Annotated in this window: 15 protein-coding genes; 14 read left to right on the plus strand and 1 reads right to left on the minus strand. The window is 70.3% G+C overall.

Going from position 1 to position 20,182, the window contains the following annotated elements; translation table 11 throughout:
* The first annotated feature begins 58 nt into the window (after positions 1-58).
* The 14 genes from BMZ70_RS06745 to BMZ70_RS06805 are packed head-to-tail and all read left to right on the plus strand — an operon-like array spanning position 59 to position 17,581.
* Positions 59-1,174, plus strand: a complete 1,116-nt coding sequence (locus BMZ70_RS06745) for a polysaccharide biosynthesis/export family protein (RefSeq protein ID WP_229205322.1) — start codon at positions 59-61, stop codon at positions 1,172-1,174.
* The gene (locus BMZ70_RS06750; RefSeq protein WP_092271494.1) at positions 1,171-3,426 is read left to right on the plus strand and encodes a polysaccharide biosynthesis tyrosine autokinase; all 2,256 of its coding nucleotides are present in this window, start codon (positions 1,171-1,173) and stop codon (positions 3,424-3,426) included. The genes BMZ70_RS06745 and BMZ70_RS06750 overlap by 4 nt, the downstream gene beginning before the upstream one ends.
* Positions 3,427-3,450: 24 nt before the next feature.
* Complete coding sequence (locus BMZ70_RS06755; RefSeq protein ID WP_165403508.1) at positions 3,451-4,560, plus strand: GNAT family N-acetyltransferase; 1,110 nt, start codon at positions 3,451-3,453, stop codon at positions 4,558-4,560.
* A gap of 45 nt (positions 4,561-4,605) precedes the next feature.
* Positions 4,606-6,267: an FAD-dependent oxidoreductase gene (locus tag BMZ70_RS06760; RefSeq protein WP_092271498.1), complete on the plus strand. Its 1,662-nt coding sequence runs from the start codon at positions 4,606-4,608 to the stop codon at positions 6,265-6,267.
* Positions 6,268-6,283: 16 nt separating this feature from the next.
* Positions 6,284-7,657, plus strand: a complete 1,374-nt coding sequence (locus BMZ70_RS06765; RefSeq protein ID WP_092271500.1) for an undecaprenyl-phosphate glucose phosphotransferase — start codon at positions 6,284-6,286, stop codon at positions 7,655-7,657.
* 24 nt (positions 7,658-7,681) lie between these two features.
* The gene (gene gmd, locus BMZ70_RS06770; protein WP_092271502.1) at positions 7,682-8,860 is read left to right on the plus strand and encodes a GDP-mannose 4,6-dehydratase; all 1,179 of its coding nucleotides are present in this window, start codon (positions 7,682-7,684) and stop codon (positions 8,858-8,860) included.
* Complete coding sequence (locus BMZ70_RS06775) at positions 8,857-9,933, plus strand: GDP-L-fucose synthase family protein (protein ID WP_092271504.1); 1,077 nt, start codon at positions 8,857-8,859, stop codon at positions 9,931-9,933. The genes gmd and BMZ70_RS06775 overlap by 4 nt, the downstream gene beginning before the upstream one ends.
* A 12-nt stretch (positions 9,934-9,945) precedes the next feature.
* Positions 9,946-11,232 carry a polysaccharide biosynthesis protein gene (locus BMZ70_RS27915; protein WP_130300878.1) on the plus strand — a complete coding sequence of 429 codons (1,287 nt, stop codon included), beginning with the start codon at positions 9,946-9,948 and terminating at the stop codon, positions 11,230-11,232.
* Positions 11,207-12,127, plus strand: a complete 921-nt coding sequence (locus BMZ70_RS06780; RefSeq protein ID WP_092271506.1) for a glycosyltransferase family 2 protein — start codon at positions 11,207-11,209, stop codon at positions 12,125-12,127. Before BMZ70_RS27915 ends, BMZ70_RS06780 begins: the two co-directional genes overlap by 26 nt.
* A complete protein-coding gene (locus BMZ70_RS06785) occupies positions 12,108-13,442 on the plus strand; it encodes an O-antigen ligase family protein (protein WP_092271508.1) in 1,335 nt (444 codons plus the stop codon). Before BMZ70_RS06780 ends, BMZ70_RS06785 begins: the two co-directional genes overlap by 20 nt.
* Positions 13,429-15,399 (plus strand): acyltransferase family protein, encoded by a 1,971-nt coding sequence (locus BMZ70_RS06790; RefSeq protein ID WP_092271510.1) that lies wholly within the window; start codon positions 13,429-13,431, stop codon positions 15,397-15,399. The genes BMZ70_RS06785 and BMZ70_RS06790 overlap by 14 nt, the downstream gene beginning before the upstream one ends.
* Positions 15,377-16,546, plus strand: coding sequence for a glycosyltransferase family 4 protein (locus tag BMZ70_RS06795; protein WP_092277632.1), 1,170 nt, complete (start codon positions 15,377-15,379; stop codon positions 16,544-16,546). Before BMZ70_RS06790 ends, BMZ70_RS06795 begins: the two co-directional genes overlap by 23 nt.
* Entirely contained in the window at positions 16,536-17,300 is a 765-nt protein-coding gene (locus tag BMZ70_RS06800) for a WecB/TagA/CpsF family glycosyltransferase (RefSeq protein ID WP_092271512.1), read from the plus strand. Before BMZ70_RS06795 ends, BMZ70_RS06800 begins: the two co-directional genes overlap by 11 nt.
* Entirely contained in the window at positions 17,297-17,581 is a 285-nt protein-coding gene (locus tag BMZ70_RS06805) for a hypothetical protein (RefSeq protein WP_092271514.1), read from the plus strand. Before BMZ70_RS06800 ends, BMZ70_RS06805 begins: the two co-directional genes overlap by 4 nt.
* Here BMZ70_RS06805 and BMZ70_RS28295 read toward each other — a convergent pair whose 3' ends face one another.
* The gene (locus BMZ70_RS28295) at positions 17,582-20,137 is read right to left on the minus strand and encodes a hypothetical protein (protein ID WP_165403451.1); all 2,556 of its coding nucleotides are present in this window, start codon (positions 20,135-20,137) and stop codon (positions 17,582-17,584) included.
* Positions 20,138-20,182: the final 45 nt, after the last annotated feature.

Genomic DNA, 20,182 nt, shown 5'->3' on the forward strand with positions numbered 1-20,182 from the left:
CAAAGATGGCGCGGCCGGGCCGCTTAACCTGAGTCCAACCTGATGCAAGGAGCCGCCCATGTCGATGTCCAACCCGCGCCACTGCCGCCTGCAACTGCCGGGCCTGCTGATGATTTGCGGCAGCCTGTTGATGGCCGGCTGCGCCAACCGCAGCGCCCTGTCCGATAGCACCGGGCGCGCCGACCTGCCGGCCAAGCCGGTCCTGATTACGGCCGCCCTGATCGCCGAGCAGCGCAGCGCGCGCAAGCAACGCGGCGGCGACGACCTGGCCGCGCTGCGCACCGCGCCCTCCGCCTACACGCTGGGGCCGGGCGACCTGCTGGCCATCAGCGTCTACAAGAACGCGGACCTCACCATGTCGGTGCCGGCCGCCGCCGCGCCGGGCGCCGTGGCGGACGAACAGAACGCCGCCGCGCAGCAGGGCTTCCTGCTCAACGCCGCCGGCGCCATCCAGTTTCCCCTGGTGGGCGAACTGGTGCTGCAAGGGCTGACCGTGGCGCAGGCGCGGGCGCTGTTGACGGAACGGCTGGCCAAATACCTGCAGCGGCCCAGCGTCAAGCTGCATGTGCAAGCCTTCCGCAGCCAGCGCATCTATGTCGACGGCGAAGTCAAGCAACCGGGCGTGCAGGCGATCAACGACCTGCCGATGACGGTGACCGAAGCGATCAATCGCGCCGGCGGCATCACCGCAGCGGGCGACCAGAGCCAGCTGTGGTTGCTGCGCGACGGCCATCGCTATCATATCGACCTGCCGCTGCTGGTGCAGCACGGCGAGGACCCGAACCACCTGCTGATGCGCAGCGGCGACGTGCTGCGCGTGACGGCGCTGGACGAGAGCAAGGTGTTTGTCAGCGGCGAGGTGGTCACGCCCAAGGCGCTGCTGATGCACAGCGGCCGCCTGTCGCTGAACGAGGCGATCGGCGAAGCCGGCGGCATCAATCCGCTGAGCGGCGATGCGCGGCGGGTGTTCGTGGTGCGGCGCCGCCAGGACACCATCGAGCTGTACCAGCTGGATGCGCGCGACACCGGCGCGCTGGCGCTGGCCGAAAGTTTTGAACTGGCGCCGCGCGACCTGGTGTTCATCGACGCCACCGGGCTGGCGCACTGGCACCGCACGCTCAGTCTGATCATCCCCGGCGCGCTGACGTCGGCCGTCAGCGCCGGGAAGCAATGATGGACCGCCCGCTGTCCCAGCGCGCCCTGCCCGCCCCCGCCAGCCTGCAGGCGGCGGCGCCGCTGCCGCCCTACGAGGCCGAGATCGAGCTGACCGGCTACCTCGACATCCTCGTCGAGCAGCGCTGGCGCATGGCCTGGATCTTGTCGCTGTGTCTGTTCTGCGGCGGCGTGTACGCGCTGCTGGTGGCGCCGGTCTACGAGGCCACCATGCTGATCCACGTGGAAGAGGACCTGCCCAACAACAATACCAAAAATATGATCGGCGAGATTTCCTCCATGTTCGACGTCAAGGCGGCCGCCATCTCGGAAATGGAGCTGATCAAGTCGCGCATGGTGATTGCCAAGTCGGTCGACAGCCTCGGCCTGTACATCGACGCCCACCCGGTCTACCTGCCGCTGGTCGGCGCCGCCATCGCGCGCTACCGCCGCGGCCTGTCCGCGCCCGGCCTGTTCGGCTACGGCGGCTACGCCTGGGGCGCGGAAGCGATCGACATCACCCGCTTCTACGTGCCGGAGGCACTGCAGAACAGCCACTTCCGCGTGATCGCCGGCCCCGGCCGCGACTACCGCCTGCTGCACGCTCAGTCCGGCATCGACGTCCACGGCCAGACCGGCGTGCCGCTGACCCTGACCCTGCCGCAGGGCCAGCTGCTGCTGACCATTGAACAGCTGGCGGCCAAACCCGGCACCGAATTTTCGCTGCGCTACGTGCCCAAACTGGCGGCCATCGAGCAGGTGCAAAAGGCGCTGCTGGTGGCCGAGATCGGCAAGCAGTCGGGCCTGATCAGCGTCACCATGAGCGGGCCGGACGCCAAGAGCACGTACGACACCCTGAGCGCCATCGGCCGCGAGTACATTCACCAGAACGTCACCCGCAAGCTGGAGGAGGCGGAAAATTCGCTGGCCTTCCTGGAAAAGCAGCTGCCCGACATCAAGCAGCGGCTGGACCAGTCGGAAAGCGCGTTCTACCGCTTCCGCCACCAGAGCGGCACCGTGGACCTGGCCGAGGAAAGCAAGCTCAGCCTGCAGCAACTGGCGGCGGTCACCGCGCGCCAGCTGGAGTTGCGCCAGAAGCGCAACGAACTGCTGGTCAGCTTCACCGCCGCCCACCCGCTGGTCGAAGCGCTCGACCAGCAACTTGGCCAGCTGGACCGCGAGAGCGCCCGCGTCAACCAGCAGATCCGCAAGCTGCCCATCCTTGAACAGGAATTGCTGCGCCTGAACCGCGAAGTCAAGGTCAATACCGAGCTCTACAGCGCGCTGCTGAACTCGGCGCAGCAGTTGCGGCTGGTGAAGGCTGGCAAGGTCAGCAACGTGCGCCTGATCGACTTGCCGATGCTGCCCGAAGCGCCGGCCCGGCCGCACCGCGGCACCATCATGGCGGTCGCGGCGGCGGCGGGGCTGTGCCTCGGGCTGGCGGTGGTGGTGCTGCAGCGCCTGCTGGTCAAGGGCATCCAGAGCGCCCGCGCCATCGAGCAATTGCTGGGCGCGCGCGTGGTGTACGCCAACATCCCGCACAGCGCGGCGCAGGAGCGCTACCGCCAGCACGCGGCCAAGGCCGGGCGCGCGGCGCTGCCGCTGCTGGCGGCGCTGGCGCCGGGCGACCCGGCGGTGGAAAGCCTGCGCTGCTTCCGCACCACGCTGCAGGTCAGCATGCCGCGCCAGCGCAACAACGTGGTGCAGATCTGCGGCGCCACCGCGCTGCTGGGCAAGTCCTTCATCTGCGCCAATTTCGCCGCGGTGCTGGCCTCCAGCGGCAAGCGCGTGCTGCTGATCGATGCCGACCTGCGCGGCGGCCAGCTGCACTGCTATTTCGGGCAGCCGCGCGGCGCCGGCCTGAGCGAGGTGATCGGCGCCAGCCTGCCCCTGCAGCAAGCGGTGCGCGAGACCGGCATCGGCCACCTGCAACTGCTGACGACCGGCGCCCTGCCGCCCAACCCGGCGGAATTTCTGCTGCACCCCAACGTCGGCGCGCTGCTGGCGCTGGCCTCGCTCGACTGGGACTACGTGCTGCTCGACGTGCCGCCGCTGCTGGCGGTATCGGACGCGCTGGTGCTGGGCAGCCACGCCGGCGCCGTGTTCATCGTGGCGCGCGCCGGCCACACCAGCGACGACGAACTGAATGAGTCGGTCAAGCGCCTGAACCATGCCGGGGTCGCCCCGCAAGGGGTGCTGTTCAACGACCTGCGGCTGCGCCACGCCGCCTCTCCGCGCCTGCCGGCGCCGGCGCTGCCGGCGCTGGCCGGCTAGCCCCCTGACCTGATTGGAATGCACATGTCCGCTCCCTCCCTCCCGCCGCTGCTGGCCGTGCGCGAGCACCACGTCCGCTGCTGGCACAACCAGGTGCCCGACTGGGTCGGTCCGGCGCTGGAACGGCTGTATGGCAACCTGTTTGCCTCGCTGCCGCAGTTCCGTACCAGCCGCGACCTGGGCGCGGCCCACACCTACGCCGTGTACCAGCGCGGCGAACTGCGCACGCTGTTCATCTTCAGCCTGCAGCACGGCGTGGCCACGCTGTACAACGAGGTGATTGCGGTCAGCGCAGCCGAGATCCAGGACTTCGCCGACTATGTGTTTGCCGAGTTCGCGGCAGCGCAGGTGATCAGCCTGCGCGCGGTGCAGGCCGCGCACCACCGCTACCGCTACCCGAGCCAGCAGTACGACTACCTGGAAGACACGGTGGTGGCGCTGCCCGCCAGCGTGGCCGCCTATACCGACAGCCTGAGCAAGAACACCCGCCGCAACGTGCGGCGCTACGGCCAGAGCGTGGAGCGCGGACTGCCCGGCTGCCGTTTCACCGTCCGCCTGGGCAGCGAGGTCGACCCCGCGCAGATCGACGCCGTGATCGCGCTCAACCATGCGCGCATGGCCGGCAAGCAGCGGCGCTCGATCATCGACCGCGCCGAAACCGAGCGCCTGCAAAACCTGGCGCGCCACTGCGGCCTGGTGGCGCTGCTGACCATCGACGGCAAGGTCTGCGCCGGCGCCATCAGCTACCGGGTCGGCGACAACTTCTTCCTGGTGGTGCTGGCGCACGCGCCCGAGTACGACCGCTACAGCCTGGGTTTCATGTGCTGCTACTGGACCATCAGCGCCTGCATCGAGCGCGGCGGCAAGGAATTCCACTTCCTGTGGGGGCGCTACGACTACAAGCGCCTGTTCCTCGGCCAGCTGCGCCAGCTCGACCAGCTGCAGCTGTACCGCTCGCGGCGCGCGCTGCTGGCCCACGGCGGCCTGTGGCTGCGCAGCTGGTGGCGGGCGCAGCAGCGCCGCCTGCTGGTCTGGCTGCACGCCGCGCGCCACAGCGAGCGCGCCGGCGTGCGCACCGTGTGGCAAGCCTACACGCTGCTGCGGCGCTGGCGCCAGCGCCTGGCGCCGCGCTGACGCGCTGCCGACGCCGCCACCGTCCCCTCCTCACGAAAGATTGCCATGTTCATCGATACGCGCCAGCTTGGCCCGCTCACCCAGGTCGACACCACCGTCTGCATCGTCGGCGGCGGCGTGGCCGGCCTCACCATCGCGCTGGAGATGGAGCGCCTCGGCATCGCCACCTGCCTGCTGGAAAGCGGCGGTTTCCACGCCGACGACGCCACCCGCGACCTCTACCGCGGCGCCGACCTCGGCCTGCCCTACCGCTTTGCCGACGGCTGCCGCAGCCGTTTCCTCGGCGGCAGCAGCAACTGCTGGGGCGGCTGGTGCCGGCCGCTCGATCCCTGGGATTTCCAGCAGCGGCGCTGGATCCCGCACAGTGGCTGGCCGTTCGGGCCGGAAGCACTGGCGCCGTACTACCTGCGCGCGCACGCGGTGTTGCAACTGGGGCCGTACAACTACGTGCCGCAATACTGGGTCGACGCCATCGGCCGTGCCGACGTGCGGCGCCTGCCGCTGCGCAGCGGCAAGGTGCGCGACACGATTTCGCAGTTCAGCGCGCCGGTGCGCTTTGGCGCCGCCTACCGCCAGGACCTGCAGCGCGCGCGCCAGGTGCGGGTCTACCTGTGGGCCAACGCCACCCACCTGGCCGCCGCCCGCCCGGCGCACCAGCTCGAGCAAGTCGAGGCGCGCACCCTGTGCGGGCGCCGCCTGCAGGTGCGCGCCCGCTATTACGTGCTGGCGGCCGGCGGCATCGAAAATGCGCGCCTGCTGCTGGCGTCCGACGATGTCCAGCCGGGCGGGCTGGGCAACGGCAACGACCTGGTCGGCCGCTACTTCATGGACCATCCGCGCATCCTGTCCGGGCAGCTGGCCTGGCTGCCGGAGTGGCGCCGCAACAAACTGTATGACATCAAGTACCACTACCAGAACACGGCGGTGGCGGTCGGCGCCACCCGCGTCGCGGCCCAGCTGGCGCTGAGCGAGGCCACCCAGGCCAGCGAAGGCTTGCTCAACGCCCGCGTCTGGTTTTCCTCGACCTTCCCGGGCGAAGGCAGCCCGGCCGCCGCCGCCCTGTTCCGCTACAAGCAGGCCGCGCTCAGCAAGGACCAGCCGGACTGGCAGCCGCTGGCCGACGCCGCGCTGATGGTGCGCCATCCGCTAGACACGCTGGGCTACGGCATGACCCGCCTGCTGCAGCCGCGCTGGCTGGTGCGCGAGGTGCGCTTCCAGGCCATCGTCGAGCCGCAGCCCGATCCCGACAGCCGGGTGACGCTGTCGGCCACCGAGCACGACGCGCTGGGCATGCGCCGGGTGCAGGTCGACTGGCGCCTCGGCAGCAATGTCCAGCGCACCTTCGACCGCACGCTGGCCATCATCGGCGCCGAACTGGAACGCGACGGCGTGGCCAAGGTGACGCTGGGGCCGACGCTGGAAGGCGGCCCCTGGCCGTCCAGCCTGGAACCGGAAGGCACCTGGCATCACATGGGCACCACCCGCATGCACCGCTCGCCGCGCCACGGCGTGGCCGATGCCGACTGCCGCGTGCACGGCATGCGCAACCTGTACCTGGCCGGCAGCTCGCTGTTCCCCACGGCCGGCGCCAACTTCCCGACCATCACCCTGACCGCGCTGGCGCTGCGGCTGGCCGACCACCTGGCCGCCGAGCTGCGGCGGCCGGTGGCCACGGCCGCCACGCCCAGCGAGGCCTCGCTCCACTAACGACAGTCCCGACACCATGCGCATCCCCTTACTCAACGATACCGAACGGCTCAGCTTTGCGCTGCGCCTGGGCGACCTCGCGCTGCTGACGCTGGCCGGCCTGGGCGCCAGCCGCTGGCAGCTCCTGGGCACGATGGCGGCGCCGGCGCCGGCCTGGCTGCCGCTGTGCGTGGCGCTGGGCGCGGCGCTGCTGCCGCAGTGCGGCCTGTACCGGCTGGACTTGCCGGGCGCACCGCGCGCGCTGCTGGCGCGGCTGCTGGCAACCTGGCTGTGCCTGCTGGCCGGGTCCCTGCTGGCCGGCCTGGTGCTGGAGCAGTCGCCACGCGCCACGCTGCTGTGGCTGGGACAGTGGCTGCTGCTGGCGCTGCCGCTGATGTGGGGGCTGCACATGGCCGCGCGCGGCGCCGGCCTGAGCCCGGCGCGGGTGCTGGTGATCGGCCAGGCCGGCGCCAGCCAGACGCTGTACCAGCGCCACCGCCAGGCCGGCGCCGGGCCCTACCAGATCACCGCGCTGTGCCTGACCGACGGCGCCAGTGCGCCGGCCGCGGCCGGGGTCGAGCAGATCGCGCGCAGCAGCCAGGTGCCGGCCTACGTCGGCAGCCACGCGATCGACCAGATCTGGATCGTGCTGCCGCTCAGCGACGCCGCCGCCATCGCCCGCCTGCAGCATCTGCTGCGCAATACCCTGGTGCACATCCGCTGGCTGCAGGACCTGCGCGACCTGCAGGTGCTCAACGTCAGCGGCAGCACGCTGTACGACTTCCCGGTGCTGGACCTGAACTGCATGAAAGCCAGCGCCGCCGGCCAGCTGCAGAAATACCTGTTCGACAAGGTCTTCGCGCTGCTGGCGCTGCTGCTGCTGGCGCCGCTGCTGCTGCTGATCGGCCTGGCCATCCGCTGCGAGACGCCGGGGCCGGCGCTGTTCGTCCAGCCGCGCATCGGCCTCAACGGGCGCCAGTTCAGGCTCTACAAGTTCCGCAGCATGCACCGCCACGCCGACAGCCCGACCCTGCAACAGGCCGGCCGCGACGACCCGCGCGTGACCCGGCTCGGGCGCTGGCTGCGGCGTACCAGCCTCGACGAGCTGCCGCAGTTTTTCAACGTGCTGCTGGGCGACATGTCGGTGGTCGGTCCGCGCCCGCACGCAGTCCCGCACACCGAGCTGTACTGCCGCCAGCTCGACGTCTACATGGTGCGCCACCGCGCCAAGCCCGGCATCACCGGCTGGGCCCAGATCAACGGCGCGCGCGGTGAGACCGACACGCTCGACAAGATGATCCGGCGGGTGCAGCTGGACCTGTATTACCTGCAGCACTGGTCGCTTTGGCTGGACCTGCGCATCGTGCTGTGGACAGCCTGCAAGGGCTGGACCGGCAACAACGTTTATTAACCATGACATCACCAGGAGCCCCAGATGAATGACAAGCCCGCACTATCCGCGCTGGAGCGCGCAATGCCGCAGCCGCACGCTGCCAAGGTGGCGCTGATCACCGGCATCACCGGCCAGGACGGCTCTTACCTGACCGAACTGCTGCTCGACAAGGGCTATGTGGTGCACGGCATCGTGCGGCGCAGCTCCAGTCCCAACACCAGCCGCATCGACCACCTGCTGGGCAGCAGCGACGCCGCCGGCGGCCGCCTGTTCCTGCACGACGGCGACCTGACCGACGCCGCCGCGCTGATGCGCATCATGGCGGCCGTGCGGCCCGACGAGGTCTACAACCTGGCCGCCCAGAGCCACGTCGCCTGCTCGTTCGAGGTGCCCGAGTACACCGCCCAGACCGACGCGCTCGGTCCGCTGCGGCTGCTGGAGGCCATCCGCACGCTGGGGCTGACCCACCGCACCCGCTTCTACCAGGCCTCCACCTCGGAGCTGTATGGCCAGGCCCAGGCCTCGCCGCAGGCGGAGGACACGCCGTTCGCGCCGCGCAGCCCGTACGCGGCGGCCAAGCTGTATGCCTACTGGATCACCGTCAATTACCGCGAGGCGTATGGCATCTACGCCTGCAACGGCATCCTGTTCAACCACGAATCGCCGCGCCGCGGCAACGAATTCGTGACGCGCAAGATCACCCTGGCGCTGGCGCGCATCGCCTGCGGCCAGCCGGCCACGCTGCGCCTGGGCAACCTGGCCGCGCTGCGCGACTGGGGCCATGCACGCGACTACGTGGCGATGCAATGGCTGATGCTGCAGCAGCCCGATGCGCGCGATTACGTGATCGCCACCGGCGTGCATTACAGCGTGCGCCACTTTGTCGATTGCGCCGCCCATGAACTGGGCATCACGCTGGCATGGTCCGGCACCGGCTTGCACGAACGCGCCCACATTGCCGCGCTGCAGGCCGGCTCGGCCGCGGCCGCGCACTGCCGCTGCGGCCAGCTGGTGGTGCAGATCGACCCGGCGCTGTTCCGCCCGACCGAAGTGGCCACCCTGCTCGGCGACGCCAGCCGGGCGCGCCTGCAACTGGGCTGGACGCCGCAGCACAGCTTTGCGCAGCTGGTGCGCGGCATGGTGCAGGCCGACCTGGCGCTGGCCATGGCCGCGGCGCCCGCCAGCGCGCCCGCTGCCGTCCACCGGGAGAATCTCGCATGAACCCGCTCAGCCAACGCATCTTCGTCGCCGGCCACCGAGGGCTGGTCGGCTCGTCCATCGTGCGCGCCCTGCGCCGCCAGGGCTATGTCAATCTGCTGACCTGCTCGCACGAGCAGCTCGACCTGACCGACCAGGCCCAGGTGCGCGCGCTGTTCAAGCGCGAATCGATCGACGTGGTCTACCTGGCCGCCGCCACCGTCGGCGGCATCCACGCCAACAACAGCTATCCCGCCGAGTTCATTTATTCGAACATGGCCATCGAGGCCAACGTGATCCACGAAGCGTGGCGCCACGGCACCCAGAAGCTGCTGTTCCTCGGCTCGTCGTGCATCTACCCGCGGCTGGCGCCGCAGCCGATCCACGAATCGGCGCTGCTGCACGGCGCGCTGGAGCCGACCAACGAACCGTACGCGATTGCCAAGATCGCCGGCATCAAGATCTGCGAAAGCTACAACCGCCAGTACGGCACCCGCTTCCGCAGCGTCATGCCGACCAATCTGTACGGCCCGGGCGACAACTACCATGCCGAGAACAGCCACGTGATCCCGGGCCTGATCCGGCGCCTGCACGACGCCCGCCACAGCGGCGCCAAGGAGGTGCTGATCTGGGGCACCGGCGAGGCGCGCCGCGAATTCCTGTATGTGGACGACCTGGCCAACGCCTGCCTGCACGTGATGAACGTCAGCGAGGACCGCTACCGCAGCGTCACCAAGCCGATGGTGTCGCACCTGAACATCGGCAGCGGCGAGGAAGTCAGCATCGCCGCGCTGGCGCAGATGATCGCGCAGATCGTCGGCTACGGCGGCCGCCTGGTATTCGACCTCAGCCGGCCGGACGGCACGCCGCGCAAGCTGCTCGACACCGCCAGCCTGAACAAGCTGGGCTGGCGCGCCAGCGTCACCCTGGCGCGCGGCCTGCAGGAGACCTACCACAGCTTCCTGCGCGCCGAGCAGGCCGGCAGCCGCCAGCAGCAGGCGCGGGCGCTGGACCCGGTCTCGCACCGGCTGCGCGGCCAGTTCCAGCCGGCGCCGTCGCTGGCCCATGCCTACGCCGACATGCGTGCGCCCTACTGAGGCCGGGCCGCCGTGTCGACCACCCGCGAGCGCCGCCCGCGCCTCCCTGCCCTGGCGGCGCTGCGCGCGCCGCTGCTGCTGAGCCTGGCCAATCAGCTGCTGGGCAGCGGCGCCAATTTCGTGGTCGGGGTGTACCTGGCGCGCAGCCTGGCGCTGGCCGAATTCGGGCTGTACGGCATCTGCTACGGCCTGTGCATGCTGTACCTCGGCGTCGGCAACGCCCTGCTGCTGACCCAGATGACCGTCAGCATGGCCGGCCAGCCGTCCGCCGTGCAGGCGGCCTATGCCGGGCGGGTGCTGGCCGGCATCCTGCTGCTGGGCAGCGTGCTGCTGCTGGCCGGCGCCGCCAGCGCCGCCGCGCTGTGGCGCTGGGACGCTGCCAGCCCGTATGCGGGGCTGGCAGCGCCGGTGGCGGTGGCGGCAGCGCTGATGCTGTGCGGCGAATTTTTCATCACCTACGCCTACATCCGCCACCACGAGCGCGCGGCGCTGCTGGTCAATGCCGCCGCGCTGGTGGTGGTGGCGGGCGGGCTGGCGCTGCTGCATGGGGCCGGCATGGCGCCGGACGCGGCCGGCGTGCTGCTGCTGTACGCCGGCGGCAATGCGCTGGGCGCCGCGCTGGCCTACCTGAGCGCGCCGCTGGCCTGGCGCCAGCCGCTGCCGCAGTTGCGCTGCCACTGGCGCAGCGCGCGCGGCCACGGCGGCTGGTCGCTGGGCGGGATGGCCATCAGCTGGGTGCAGGCGCAAAGCGCGACCTACACCCTGGCCGCCATGCTGGGACCGGCCGGCGCCGGGCTGGCCAACCTGAGCCGCCTGTTCATCTCGCCGTTCACCTTCCTGGTGCCGGCGGTAAACAAGATTGCGCTGCCGCGGCTGGCGGCGCTGCGCGCCAGCGACCCGCGCCGCATGCGCCGCCTGGCCACCCGGCTGGCGCTGGCGATGGTGCTGCTGGCGGCGCTGTACGCGCTGCTGCTGCTGTCCTGCCTGGGCTGGCTGGCGCCGCTGCTGCTGGGCTACAGCGTGCCGCAGCTGCCGCTGCTGGTGGCGGTGTGGTGCCTGGTGCTGCTGTTCCAGGTGGGCCGCAGCTGCGGCGCCCTGTTGTTGCAGACGCAAATGAAGTTCCGCCAGCTGACGCTGATTACGCTGCCGTGCGCAGTGCTGGCGGTGGGCACGGCGGTGCTGCTGATGCAGCGCTATCAGGCGGCCGGCGCCATTGCCGGCGTACTGGCCGGCGAAGGCTTGCTGGCCCTGCTTATCTGGAAGGAGATCGCTCATGGCGCCCGAACTGAACTCGGTTGATATCTGTATTGCCACCTATCGCCGGCCGGCCTTGCTGGCCGCGCTGCTGGCCGCGCTGGCGCAGCAGGACCGGCGCGGCATGGCGGTGCGCCTGATCGTGATTGACAACGACCGCCACGGCACGGCGCGCGCGGCGGCGCGCGCCGGCGCCGCCCACAGCGGCCTGCCGCTGCTCTACCAGATCGAGCCGCAACAGAACATCGCGCTGGCGCGCAACCGGGCGCTGCGCTTAAGCAAGGCCGACTACATCGTCTTCATCGACGACGATGAAACCCCCGCGCCCGGCTGGCTGGCGGCGCTGCTGACGTGCTGCCAGCGCTGCGACGCCGATCTGGTGTTCGGCCCGGTCGACAGCGTGCTGCCGGCCGACGCGCCGGCGTGGGCCCACGCCTGTTTCCACAAGCCGCCGCTGGCCACCGGCGCGGCGCTGCGCTACGGCGGCGCCGGCAACGTGCTGCTGCGGCGCCGCGTGCTGGCCCCGCCCGGCCCCTGGTTCGATCCCGATTTCGGCCTGACCGGCGGCGAAGATCTGGACTGGTTCTATCGCCTGCACCTGGCCGGCCGGCGCCTGGTCTGGTGCGCCGAAGCCAGCGCCAGCGAGCCGGTGCCGCCGGCGCGCCTGCAACTGCGCTGGGCGCGCCGGCGCGCCTTCCGCGGCGGGCAGACCTACTACCGGGTGGTGGTGCGGCGCAGCCCGCGCCGCAGCCGCTGGCTGTGGTTGGGCGGCAAGGCCCTGCAACTGCTGGCGGGCCTGGCGCTGGCGCCGCTGCTGCGCTGCGCCAGCTATCCGGCGTTTGTGCAGCTGACGCTGCGCCTGGCCGGCGCCGCCGGCCAGCTGTCGCGCAGCCTGGTGCCCTACGACTACGAGGAATACCATGCGCGCCAACAGCCTTAACCTTACCCCGGCCGGCGCCGGCGGCCTGGCCGACCGCTGGTGCGCGTGGCCGCTGCTGATCCTGATGGCCAGCTCCGGCCTGCCGATCAGCTACAGCCTGGCGCCGGCGCGCGTCATGGCGGTGGCCGACGTGGCCGAGCAGACCGCCGCTGCCGCCTCCAGCGCCAGCACCCTGGGCTCGCTCGGCAACCTGCTGCTGCTGGGCGGCCTGTACAGCTGGGCCGGCGCCATGCTGCTCAGCCGGCCGCGCAGCGTGGCCGCGGTGCTGCTGCGCTGCTGGCCGCTGCTGCTGCTGATGGCGCTGCTGCTGGCCAGCGCGCTGTGGAGCTATCTGCCGGAAAAAGTCCTGCTCAACGTGGTGCACAACAACGGCGTGCTGCTGATCGCGCTGGCGGCCGCCATGCGCTACCGCCACCAGCCGGCCAGCCTGCCGCAGCAGCTGGGGCTGGTACTGGGCGCCAACATGGCGCTGCAGGTGGCGGCCGTGCTGCTGCTGCCCGGCTATGCCATCGACTGGCAGGGCCGCTGGCAGGGCCTGACCGTGCACCCCAATACGCTGGGCGGGCTCGGCTTCACTGCCTTCTGGGCCAATGCGGCCGCGCTCAGCGCCGGCCCGCCGCCCTGGCCGCGCTGCCACTGGCTCGGTTGCGCACTGTCGCTGCTGGCCATCGGCGGCGCCGACAGCGTCACCTCCAAGGTGTGCGTGGCGCTGGTGCTGCTGGTGCTGCTGGGCCTGCGCTGGCTGCGGCGGCGCGGCACCAGCCGCCAGCAGTACCTGCGGCTGCTGGCGGCCGGCGCCATGCTGCTGGTGCTGCTCAAATTGCTGGCCGGCGCGGTCGACCTCGAATGGCTGTACGCGCTGCTGGGGCGCAACAGCCAGCTGACCGGCCGCGACGAGGTGTGGCGCGACGCCTACCAGGCCATCGGCGCGCGGCCGCTGCTGGGCTGGAGTTTCGACGACCACGCCTACCTGATCGCCTCGGCCGGCATGCCGTATTCGAGCTACCACAACGGCGTGCTCGACCTGGCGGTCAACGGCGGCGGCGTGGCGGTGCTGCTGCTGGCGCTGCTGATGCTGAACTGGGCGGCCGGCATGCTGCGGCCGCGCCTGCTGGCGGCGCGCATTGCGCCGTACTCGGTGGCGTTCGTGCTGGCCTACATGCTGCACAACCGGGCCGAAGCCTCGTACGTGTCGCCGCGCGGCCAGATGTGGGTGATCTTCCTGGCGCTGCTGCTGCTGGGCGCCTGCCGCCCGCCGCAGCGCCAGCGCGAGCACGGCCTGTCCTTTGCGGAGGCCGGCCATGCAGCCCGCTGAGCGCAGCCCCTACCGGGCCGACATCGACGGCCTGCGCGCGCTGGCGGTGCTGGCGGTGATCGGCTTCCACCTGGCGCCTAGCTGGCTGCCGGGCGGGTTTGCCGGGGTCGACGCCTTCTTTGTGATTTCGGGCTACCTGATCACGCGCCTGATCACCGGCGCGCTCGCGCAGCGGCGCTGGCGCCTGGCCGACTTCTACCAGCACCGCATCATGCGCCTGCTGCCAGCCTACGCGCTGGTGAGCCTGGCCACGCTGGCGGCGGCCAGCTACCTGCTGATCCCGGACGACTACCTGTTCTACACCACCTCGCTGGCGGCCTCGTGGGCCTTCGTCTCCAACATCTTCTTCTCCATGCTGAGCTGGGGCTACTTCGGCCAGCGCGCCGAGCAGTTCCCCTTGCTGCACACCTGGTCGCTGTCGGTCGAGGAACAATTCTACTTTGCCTATCCGCTGCTGCTGATGCTGCTGCAGCGCCACTGGCAGCGCTACCTGACGCCGCTGCTGGCGCTGCTGGCGCTGGTCACGCTGCTGTGCTCGCAGTGGCAGGCGGACCAGGTCGGCAGCTACTTCCTGCTGCCCTACCGCGCCCACGAACTGCTGCTCGGGGCGCTGGTCGCGCGCGTGCCGGCGCAGCGCCAGCCGGGGCCGCGCCAGGCCGGCTATGCCGCGCTGGCCGGCCTGCTGCTGCTGGCCGCATCGCTGCTGCTGTTGCGCCGCGAGCTGCCCTTCCCCGGCCTGTATTCGCTGCCGCCGTGCCTGGGCGCGGCGCTGCTGCTGTACGGCGGCGCCCGCGCCAATCCGGTGTCGGCGCAGCTGGGCCGGGCGCCGCTGGTGGCCATCGGGCGGATGTCGTATTCGCTGTACCTGTGGCACTGGCCGGTGCTGTCGCTGCTGCGCTATCGCCACATCGCGCTCGACGGCGGCGCCGGGCTGGCGGTGCTGGCGCTGATCTTCGCGCTGTCGTGGCTGACCTGGCGCTACGTCGAGGCGCCGCTGCGGCGGCGCCGCCTGCCGCTGCGCGCCAGCATGCTGCGCTACTATGCGGCGCCGGCCGCCGCCTGCCTGGCGCTCGGCCTGTACTCGTACGCCACCGACGGCGCGCCGCAACGCTTTGCGCCGGACGCCCGCGAACTGCTGGCCAGCTATTCCTACGAGCGCGACCTCGGCGGCGCCTGCGCGCTGCGCAGCGGCGTGGCGGCCACCATCACCGCGGCCTACCTGCGCCGCCACTGCGGGTTTGGCGCGCCGGCCGAGGCCGGCGAGCGGCCAGCCGTGCTGCTGTACGGCGACTCGCACGCCCACCATTTCAAGCCGTTTGTCGATCAGCTGGCGCGCCAGGCCGGCATGCGGGCGGTGTACCACATCGCCGGCAGCTGCGAGCCGTTCGACCTGGCTGAACCGGGCGCGCCGCCGACCGTCTGCCAGCGCCGCAACGCCGACATGCTGGTGCTGGCGCGCCAATACCGCTACGTGGTGCTGGCCGGGCGCTGGCAATACCGCGCGCAGGAAGCCCTGTTCGCGCGCCGCCTGCAGCAGGTGGCGCAGGCGCTGGCCGGCGGCGGCACCACGCTGGTGCTGTTCAAGGATAATCCCTCGACCGACGCCGACCTGTCGCGCTGCGTGCTGTTCCGCCGGCGCGGCTGGCTGCCGGCCGACCGCGACTGCGACTTCCGTTACGCCGACGTGCAGGCCGCCCAGGGCTCGATGGACCATGAAATCGACCGCCTGCAGGCGGCCATGCCGCAGGTGCGCGTGATCAACGCCAAGCGCGTGATGTGCGACCAGCAGCGCTGCCTGACCGCGATCGGCAACACCGCGCTGTACAAGGACGGCAATCATCTGAATGCGCCGGCGGCGCGGCTGCTGGCCGAGCGCTATCTGGCGGTGGCGGCCAACCCGCTGGCGCCGGCCCCGACGGAAAGGAGGCCCGCCCATGCGCGTGCTGATCGTCCATAACCGCTACCAGCTGCGCGGTGGCGAAGACGTGGTGGCCGAGGCCGAGGCGGCGCTGCTGCGCGCCAACGGCGTCGAGGTGCGCGTCTACCAGCGCAGCAACGACGAGCTGCGCGACATGCCCGCCGCGCTGGCGGCGCTGGCAACGGTGTGGTCGCGGCGCGCGGCGCGCGAGATCGCCGCGCTGTGCCGCGCCCAGCGCCCGGACCTGATCCACTTCCACAACACCTTCCCGCTGATCTCCGCCGCGCCGTACTGGACGGCGGCGGCGCACGGCATCCCGGTGGTGCAGACCCTGCACAACTTCCGCCTGCTGTGCCCGCAGGCCATGCTGCTGCGCGACGGCCGGCCCTGCCACGACTGTGTCGGCCGGCTGCCGTGGCGCGCGGTGACGCACCGCTGCTACCGCGACTCGCTGCTGCAGTCGGGCGTGGCCGCCGGCGCGCTGGTGGCGCACCGCCTGCTCGGCAGCTACCGCCACCGGGTGCAGGCATATATCGCGCTGAGCCAGTTCAGCCGCCAGCAATACCTGGCCGGCGGCCTGCCGGCGCAACGCCTGTACGTCAAGCCCAACTTCGTGGCCGACCACGGCGCGCCGCCGGCGCAGCCGCGCAACGGCGGCCTGTTCGTGGGCCGCCTGTCGGCCGAAAAAGGCGTGGCCGCGCTGGTCAGCGCCAGCGCCCGGCTCGAGCGCAGCGCCGGCCCGCTGCGGGTGGTGGGCGACGGGCCGCTGGCTGCCGCCGTGCAGGCCGCCCGCCTCGACTACCTGGGCGCGCGCAGTGCGGCCGAGGTGCACGAGCTGATGCGCAGCAGCAGCTTTCTGGTGGCCCCCAGCACCTGCCTGGAAACCTTCGGGCTGGTGGCGGTGGAAGCCTTTGCCGCCGGCCTGCCGGTGATTGCCAGCGGCCACGGCGGATTGGGCGAACTGGTCGAGGACGGCGTCACCGGCCTGCATGTACGGCCCGGCGACGCCGCCGACCTGGCGCACGCCATCCGCTGGGCCCAGCACCACCCGGACGCCATGCTGGCCATGGGCCGGGCCGCCCGCGCCCGCTATCTGGCGCACTACACGCCCCAGCGCAATTTCGATTTATTGCACGCCATCTATCAACACGTGTTGTCCCTGCCAGGAGCCCGCCATGCTGCGTAAACGCCAACTTGTCCTTCACACCAAAATCGATGTACTGACCTGGGAAGCGGCGCTGCAGCGCCTGCTCGAATGGGGGCGCAAGCGTGACCGCCGCTACGCCTGCATGTGCAATGTCCACTCGGTGGTCACCGCCGCCTACGACAGCGAATTCCAGGCCATCCTCAACCGCGCCGACCTGGCCACGCCAGACGGCGCGCCGGTGGCGTGGGCGGTGCGCCATTTTACCGGCCAGCCGCAGGTGCGCATCAACGGCCCGGACCTGATGTGGAAAGCCCTGGCCGCCGCCGCCCAGGCCGGCATCGCGGTGTACTTCTACGGCAGCAGCCCCGCCACGCTGGCCGCGCTGGGGGCCGCCTGCCAGCGTGATTTCCCGGGCCTGCGCATTGCCGGCAGCGCGGCGCCGCCGTTCCGGCCGCCGACACGCGAGGAAGAGCTGGCAGATATTGCGCGTATCAATGGCAGCGGCGCCGGCCTGGTGTTTGTCAGCCTCGGCTGTCCCAAGCAGGAGCGCTGGATGGCGCGCAACTGCGCGCTGGTGGCGGCGCCGCTGATCGGCGTCGGCGCCGCCTTCGACTACCACGCCGGCACGCTGCGGCGCGCGCCGTTGTGGTGGCAGACGCATGGACTGGAATGGCTGTACCGTCTGGGCAAGGAACCGCGCCGGCTGGCCGGCCGCTACCTGGTGGGCAACAGCCTGTTCCTGCTGGGCCTGGTGCGCCAGATGCTGTTCCAGCGTCCGCTCAGGCGGCCATGAAACCGCCGCCCGTGCCCGACGAGCAGGAGTACAGCCCGGCGCGCTTGCTGGATGTGCTGGTGGCCAGGCTGCGCCTGAAAAATGACGCTGCCCTGTCGCGCCTGCTCGGGGTGGAAGCCCCGACCATCAGCAAGATCCGTCACAAGCGGCTGCGGGTCGGGGCGGCAATGCTGCTGCGCATGCACGAGGTGAGCCACCTCAGCATTGATGAACTGCGCGCCCTGATGGGCGACCGGCGCGCGCGCATGCGCTTGCCGGGCACCCTGGGACGCCACCGCTGACTACTCGGCGTTGCGCAGCGGATGCGGGTAGGTGAACGGCGTGTAGCCGGGCTTGGCGCTGAGGAAGTAATCGCGGTTCAATCCAATCGAAGACGGGCAGGTGTTATCGATGCCGTTGCTGGTGTAGCCATTCGACGAATTGTTGGCGTTGTTCCAGATGTACAGCGAACGGATCTGGTCCGGGCCGGCATACGTGCCGCAGCTGAAGCCCTCGGTCATCAGCTCGATGGTGCGGCTGATGGTGGCGGTTGCGGTGTTGTTGAAGATCACACCATCGCCGCCCCGGATGCCGATCGCGCTGCGCTGCAAGCCGCCGCTGATGCTGGTCGAGTAGTCGTTGTTGTAGATCTCGTAGCTGCGCGAACCGCGCGGCGAGGACGACACGCCGTGGGCGTCGGTCATGGCATAGTCCTTGGCCGCGTCGGTGCCCACCACCTTGTTGTAGCGGAACACGTAGACCGAGCCGTTGTTGGACGCGATGTTGTGGCGGTTGCCCGAGAAGCTATTGTTCTCGACGAACACGGCGTTGGCCGAGCCCAGCTCCAGCGCCGGCCACGCGCCGCCACCGTACACCACCACGCCATACCCGAGGTTCCTCAGGTCCGCGCTGTAGTTGTTAATGAAGCTGTTGTTGTAGATGACGCCGCGCTGGTTTGCCGCATCGCCCACATACACGGCGCTGAACACGAAGTTCTTGAAGGTCGAGCCGAACACGCGGAAGTCGCGGCAGCCGTTCAGCAGCCCCAGGCCCTTGTCCTGGATGGCGCCGTTGCCGTTGCCGATCAGCGTCATGCCGGAGAAGGCGGCGGCCGCGCCGTTGCTGCAATCGATCGCCACCAGATAGCTGGTGTTGGGCACCGAACCGACGCGGCGGATGGTGGTCTTGTCCTGCCCTGCGCCTTGCAGGTGCAGGCCGGCAGGCAGGTTCAGCTGCTGGGTGCCCCAGCTGCAGTCACCGGCCGGAATGGCCACGGTCATGCCCTTGCTGGCGGTGTTCACCGCGGCGCTGACGTCGGCATAGCTGCAGCTCTTGGCGGTGCGGTCGGCGGTCACCGGCGGGGTCGGCGTCGGCGTCGGCGTCGGCGTCGGCGTCGGGGTCGGCGTCGGCGTTGGCGTAGGCGTTGGCGTTGGCGTGGTGCCGGCGGTGCAGGTGTAGGGACTCCAGAAATACGTGCTGATCACCGGATCCCAGCCCGGGTTGGCGTGGCTGGCCTGGTAGAACTTGCTGTTGTAGCGGACGATATCGCCGGCTGCATAGTTCTTGCCCCACACATAGTCGGGATAGTCGCAGCTGGCCGGCGCGGTGGTGCCGGGGCCGGGGCTGGCAACCGCACGCGCCGGGTGCGGATAGGCATACGGCGTGTAGCCGGCGCGGGTGGTGAGGAAGTAGTCGCGGTTCAGCGCCACCGACGACGGGCAGTTATTGGCGATGCCGCCACTGGCGTAGCTGGTATTGCCGATGGTATTGCCCCAGATGTACAGCGAGCGCACCTGGTCGGCGCCCGGATATTTGCCACAGGTGAAACCCGAGGTGCTGATCTCGACACCGCGGCTGATGCTGGCCGGGATCACGTTGTTGAAGATCACGCCATCGCCACCGTCGATGCCGATCGCGGTGCGGGCCAGGCCGCTGAGGCCGGATGCCTGGTAGGTGTTGGCGTAAATCTCATAGCTGCGCGTGCCGTGAGTGGCGCTGCTCAAGCCCTGGACATCGGTCATGTAAAAGTCTTTCGTGGCGTCGGTTGCGGCAACGGTGTTGTGCCGGAACACATAGCTTGCCCCATTCGTCGACGACACGCTTTGACGATTGCCGGAAAAACTATTGTCTTCCAGGTAGACCGCATTGGCCGTGCCCAGGCTCAGCGCCGGCCAGGCGCCGCCGCCCGACACCAGCACGCCGAAGCCCAGGTCTTTCAGGTCGGCGCTGTAGTTGTCGACAAAACGGTTTTGCGCGATCACGCCGCGCTGGTTGGCGGCATCGCCAACGTAGATCGCCGCGTGGACGAAATTCTTGAACGTGGAGGCCGTCACCTTGAAGCCGGCGCAGCCTTTCAGCAGGCCGAGGCCGCTGTCCTGGATCGACCCCTTGTGGTTGCCGACCAGCGTGATGCCCGAGAAATCGGCGACCTTGCCGTTGGAGCAGTCGTACGCGACCAGATAGGTGTCGCGGCCGACCGCCCCCACCCGGCTGATCACCGTGGCATCCTGGCCGGCGCCGCGCAGATACACGCCGGCCGGTACATTCAGCTGCTGGGTGCCCCAGCTGCAACTGCCGGCCGGGATCCGCACCGTCACGCCGCTGCTGGCCGACTTGACCGCCGCCTGCACGTCGCTGAAGCCACAGGTGGCGGCGTTCACCGACTGCGGCAGGGTTGCCAGCGCCACCGCGCCGCTTACTGTCTGCGGCGCGCTCGCGCTGGTGGTTTCCGCCAGCAGCTGATCCTGCTGAGCGGCCGTGCCGGCCGTGCCACCACCGCCGCATGCCGTTAAGGCGGCCAGGGCGGCCGACGACAGGGTCACGCCGCTACGGCGTGTCAAAATTGTCAAATCCATCATTTGAAATTTCCTTGTAGAAATAATAAAATACGTTCCGACGTAGCC

Origin of the sequence: Duganella sp. CF402 (assembly GCF_900109645.1) — a bacterium.
Lineage (GTDB): Bacteria > Pseudomonadota > Gammaproteobacteria > Burkholderiales > Burkholderiaceae_D > Rugamonas.

Coding starts and splice junctions, on each gene's coding strand:
- BMZ70_RS06745 (WP_229205322.1), top strand. CDS start 59: ATGTCGATGTCCAACCCGCGCCACTGCCGCCTGCAACTGCCGGGCCTG.
- BMZ70_RS06750 (WP_092271494.1), top strand. CDS start 1,171: ATGATGGACCGCCCGCTGTCCCAGCGCGCCCTGCCCGCCCCCGCCAGC.
- BMZ70_RS06755 (WP_165403508.1), top strand. CDS start 3,451: ATGTCCGCTCCCTCCCTCCCGCCGCTGCTGGCCGTGCGCGAGCACCAC.
- BMZ70_RS06760 (WP_092271498.1), top strand. CDS start 4,606: ATGTTCATCGATACGCGCCAGCTTGGCCCGCTCACCCAGGTCGACACC.
- BMZ70_RS06765 (WP_092271500.1), top strand. CDS start 6,284: ATGCGCATCCCCTTACTCAACGATACCGAACGGCTCAGCTTTGCGCTG.
- gmd (WP_092271502.1), top strand. CDS start 7,682: ATGAATGACAAGCCCGCACTATCCGCGCTGGAGCGCGCAATGCCGCAG.
- BMZ70_RS06775 (WP_092271504.1), top strand. CDS start 8,857: ATGAACCCGCTCAGCCAACGCATCTTCGTCGCCGGCCACCGAGGGCTG.
- BMZ70_RS06780 (WP_092271506.1), top strand. CDS start 11,207: ATGGCGCCCGAACTGAACTCGGTTGATATCTGTATTGCCACCTATCGC.
- BMZ70_RS06785 (WP_092271508.1), top strand. CDS start 12,108: ATGCGCGCCAACAGCCTTAACCTTACCCCGGCCGGCGCCGGCGGCCTG.
- BMZ70_RS06790 (WP_092271510.1), top strand. CDS start 13,429: ATGCAGCCCGCTGAGCGCAGCCCCTACCGGGCCGACATCGACGGCCTG.
- BMZ70_RS06795 (WP_092277632.1), top strand. CDS start 15,377: ATGCGCGTGCTGATCGTCCATAACCGCTACCAGCTGCGCGGTGGCGAA.
- BMZ70_RS06800 (WP_092271512.1), top strand. CDS start 16,536: ATGCTGCGTAAACGCCAACTTGTCCTTCACACCAAAATCGATGTACTG.
- BMZ70_RS06805 (WP_092271514.1), top strand. CDS start 17,297: ATGAAACCGCCGCCCGTGCCCGACGAGCAGGAGTACAGCCCGGCGCGC.
- BMZ70_RS28295 (WP_165403451.1), bottom strand. CDS start 20,137: ATGATGGATTTGACAATTTTGACACGCCGTAGCGGCGTGACCCTGTCG.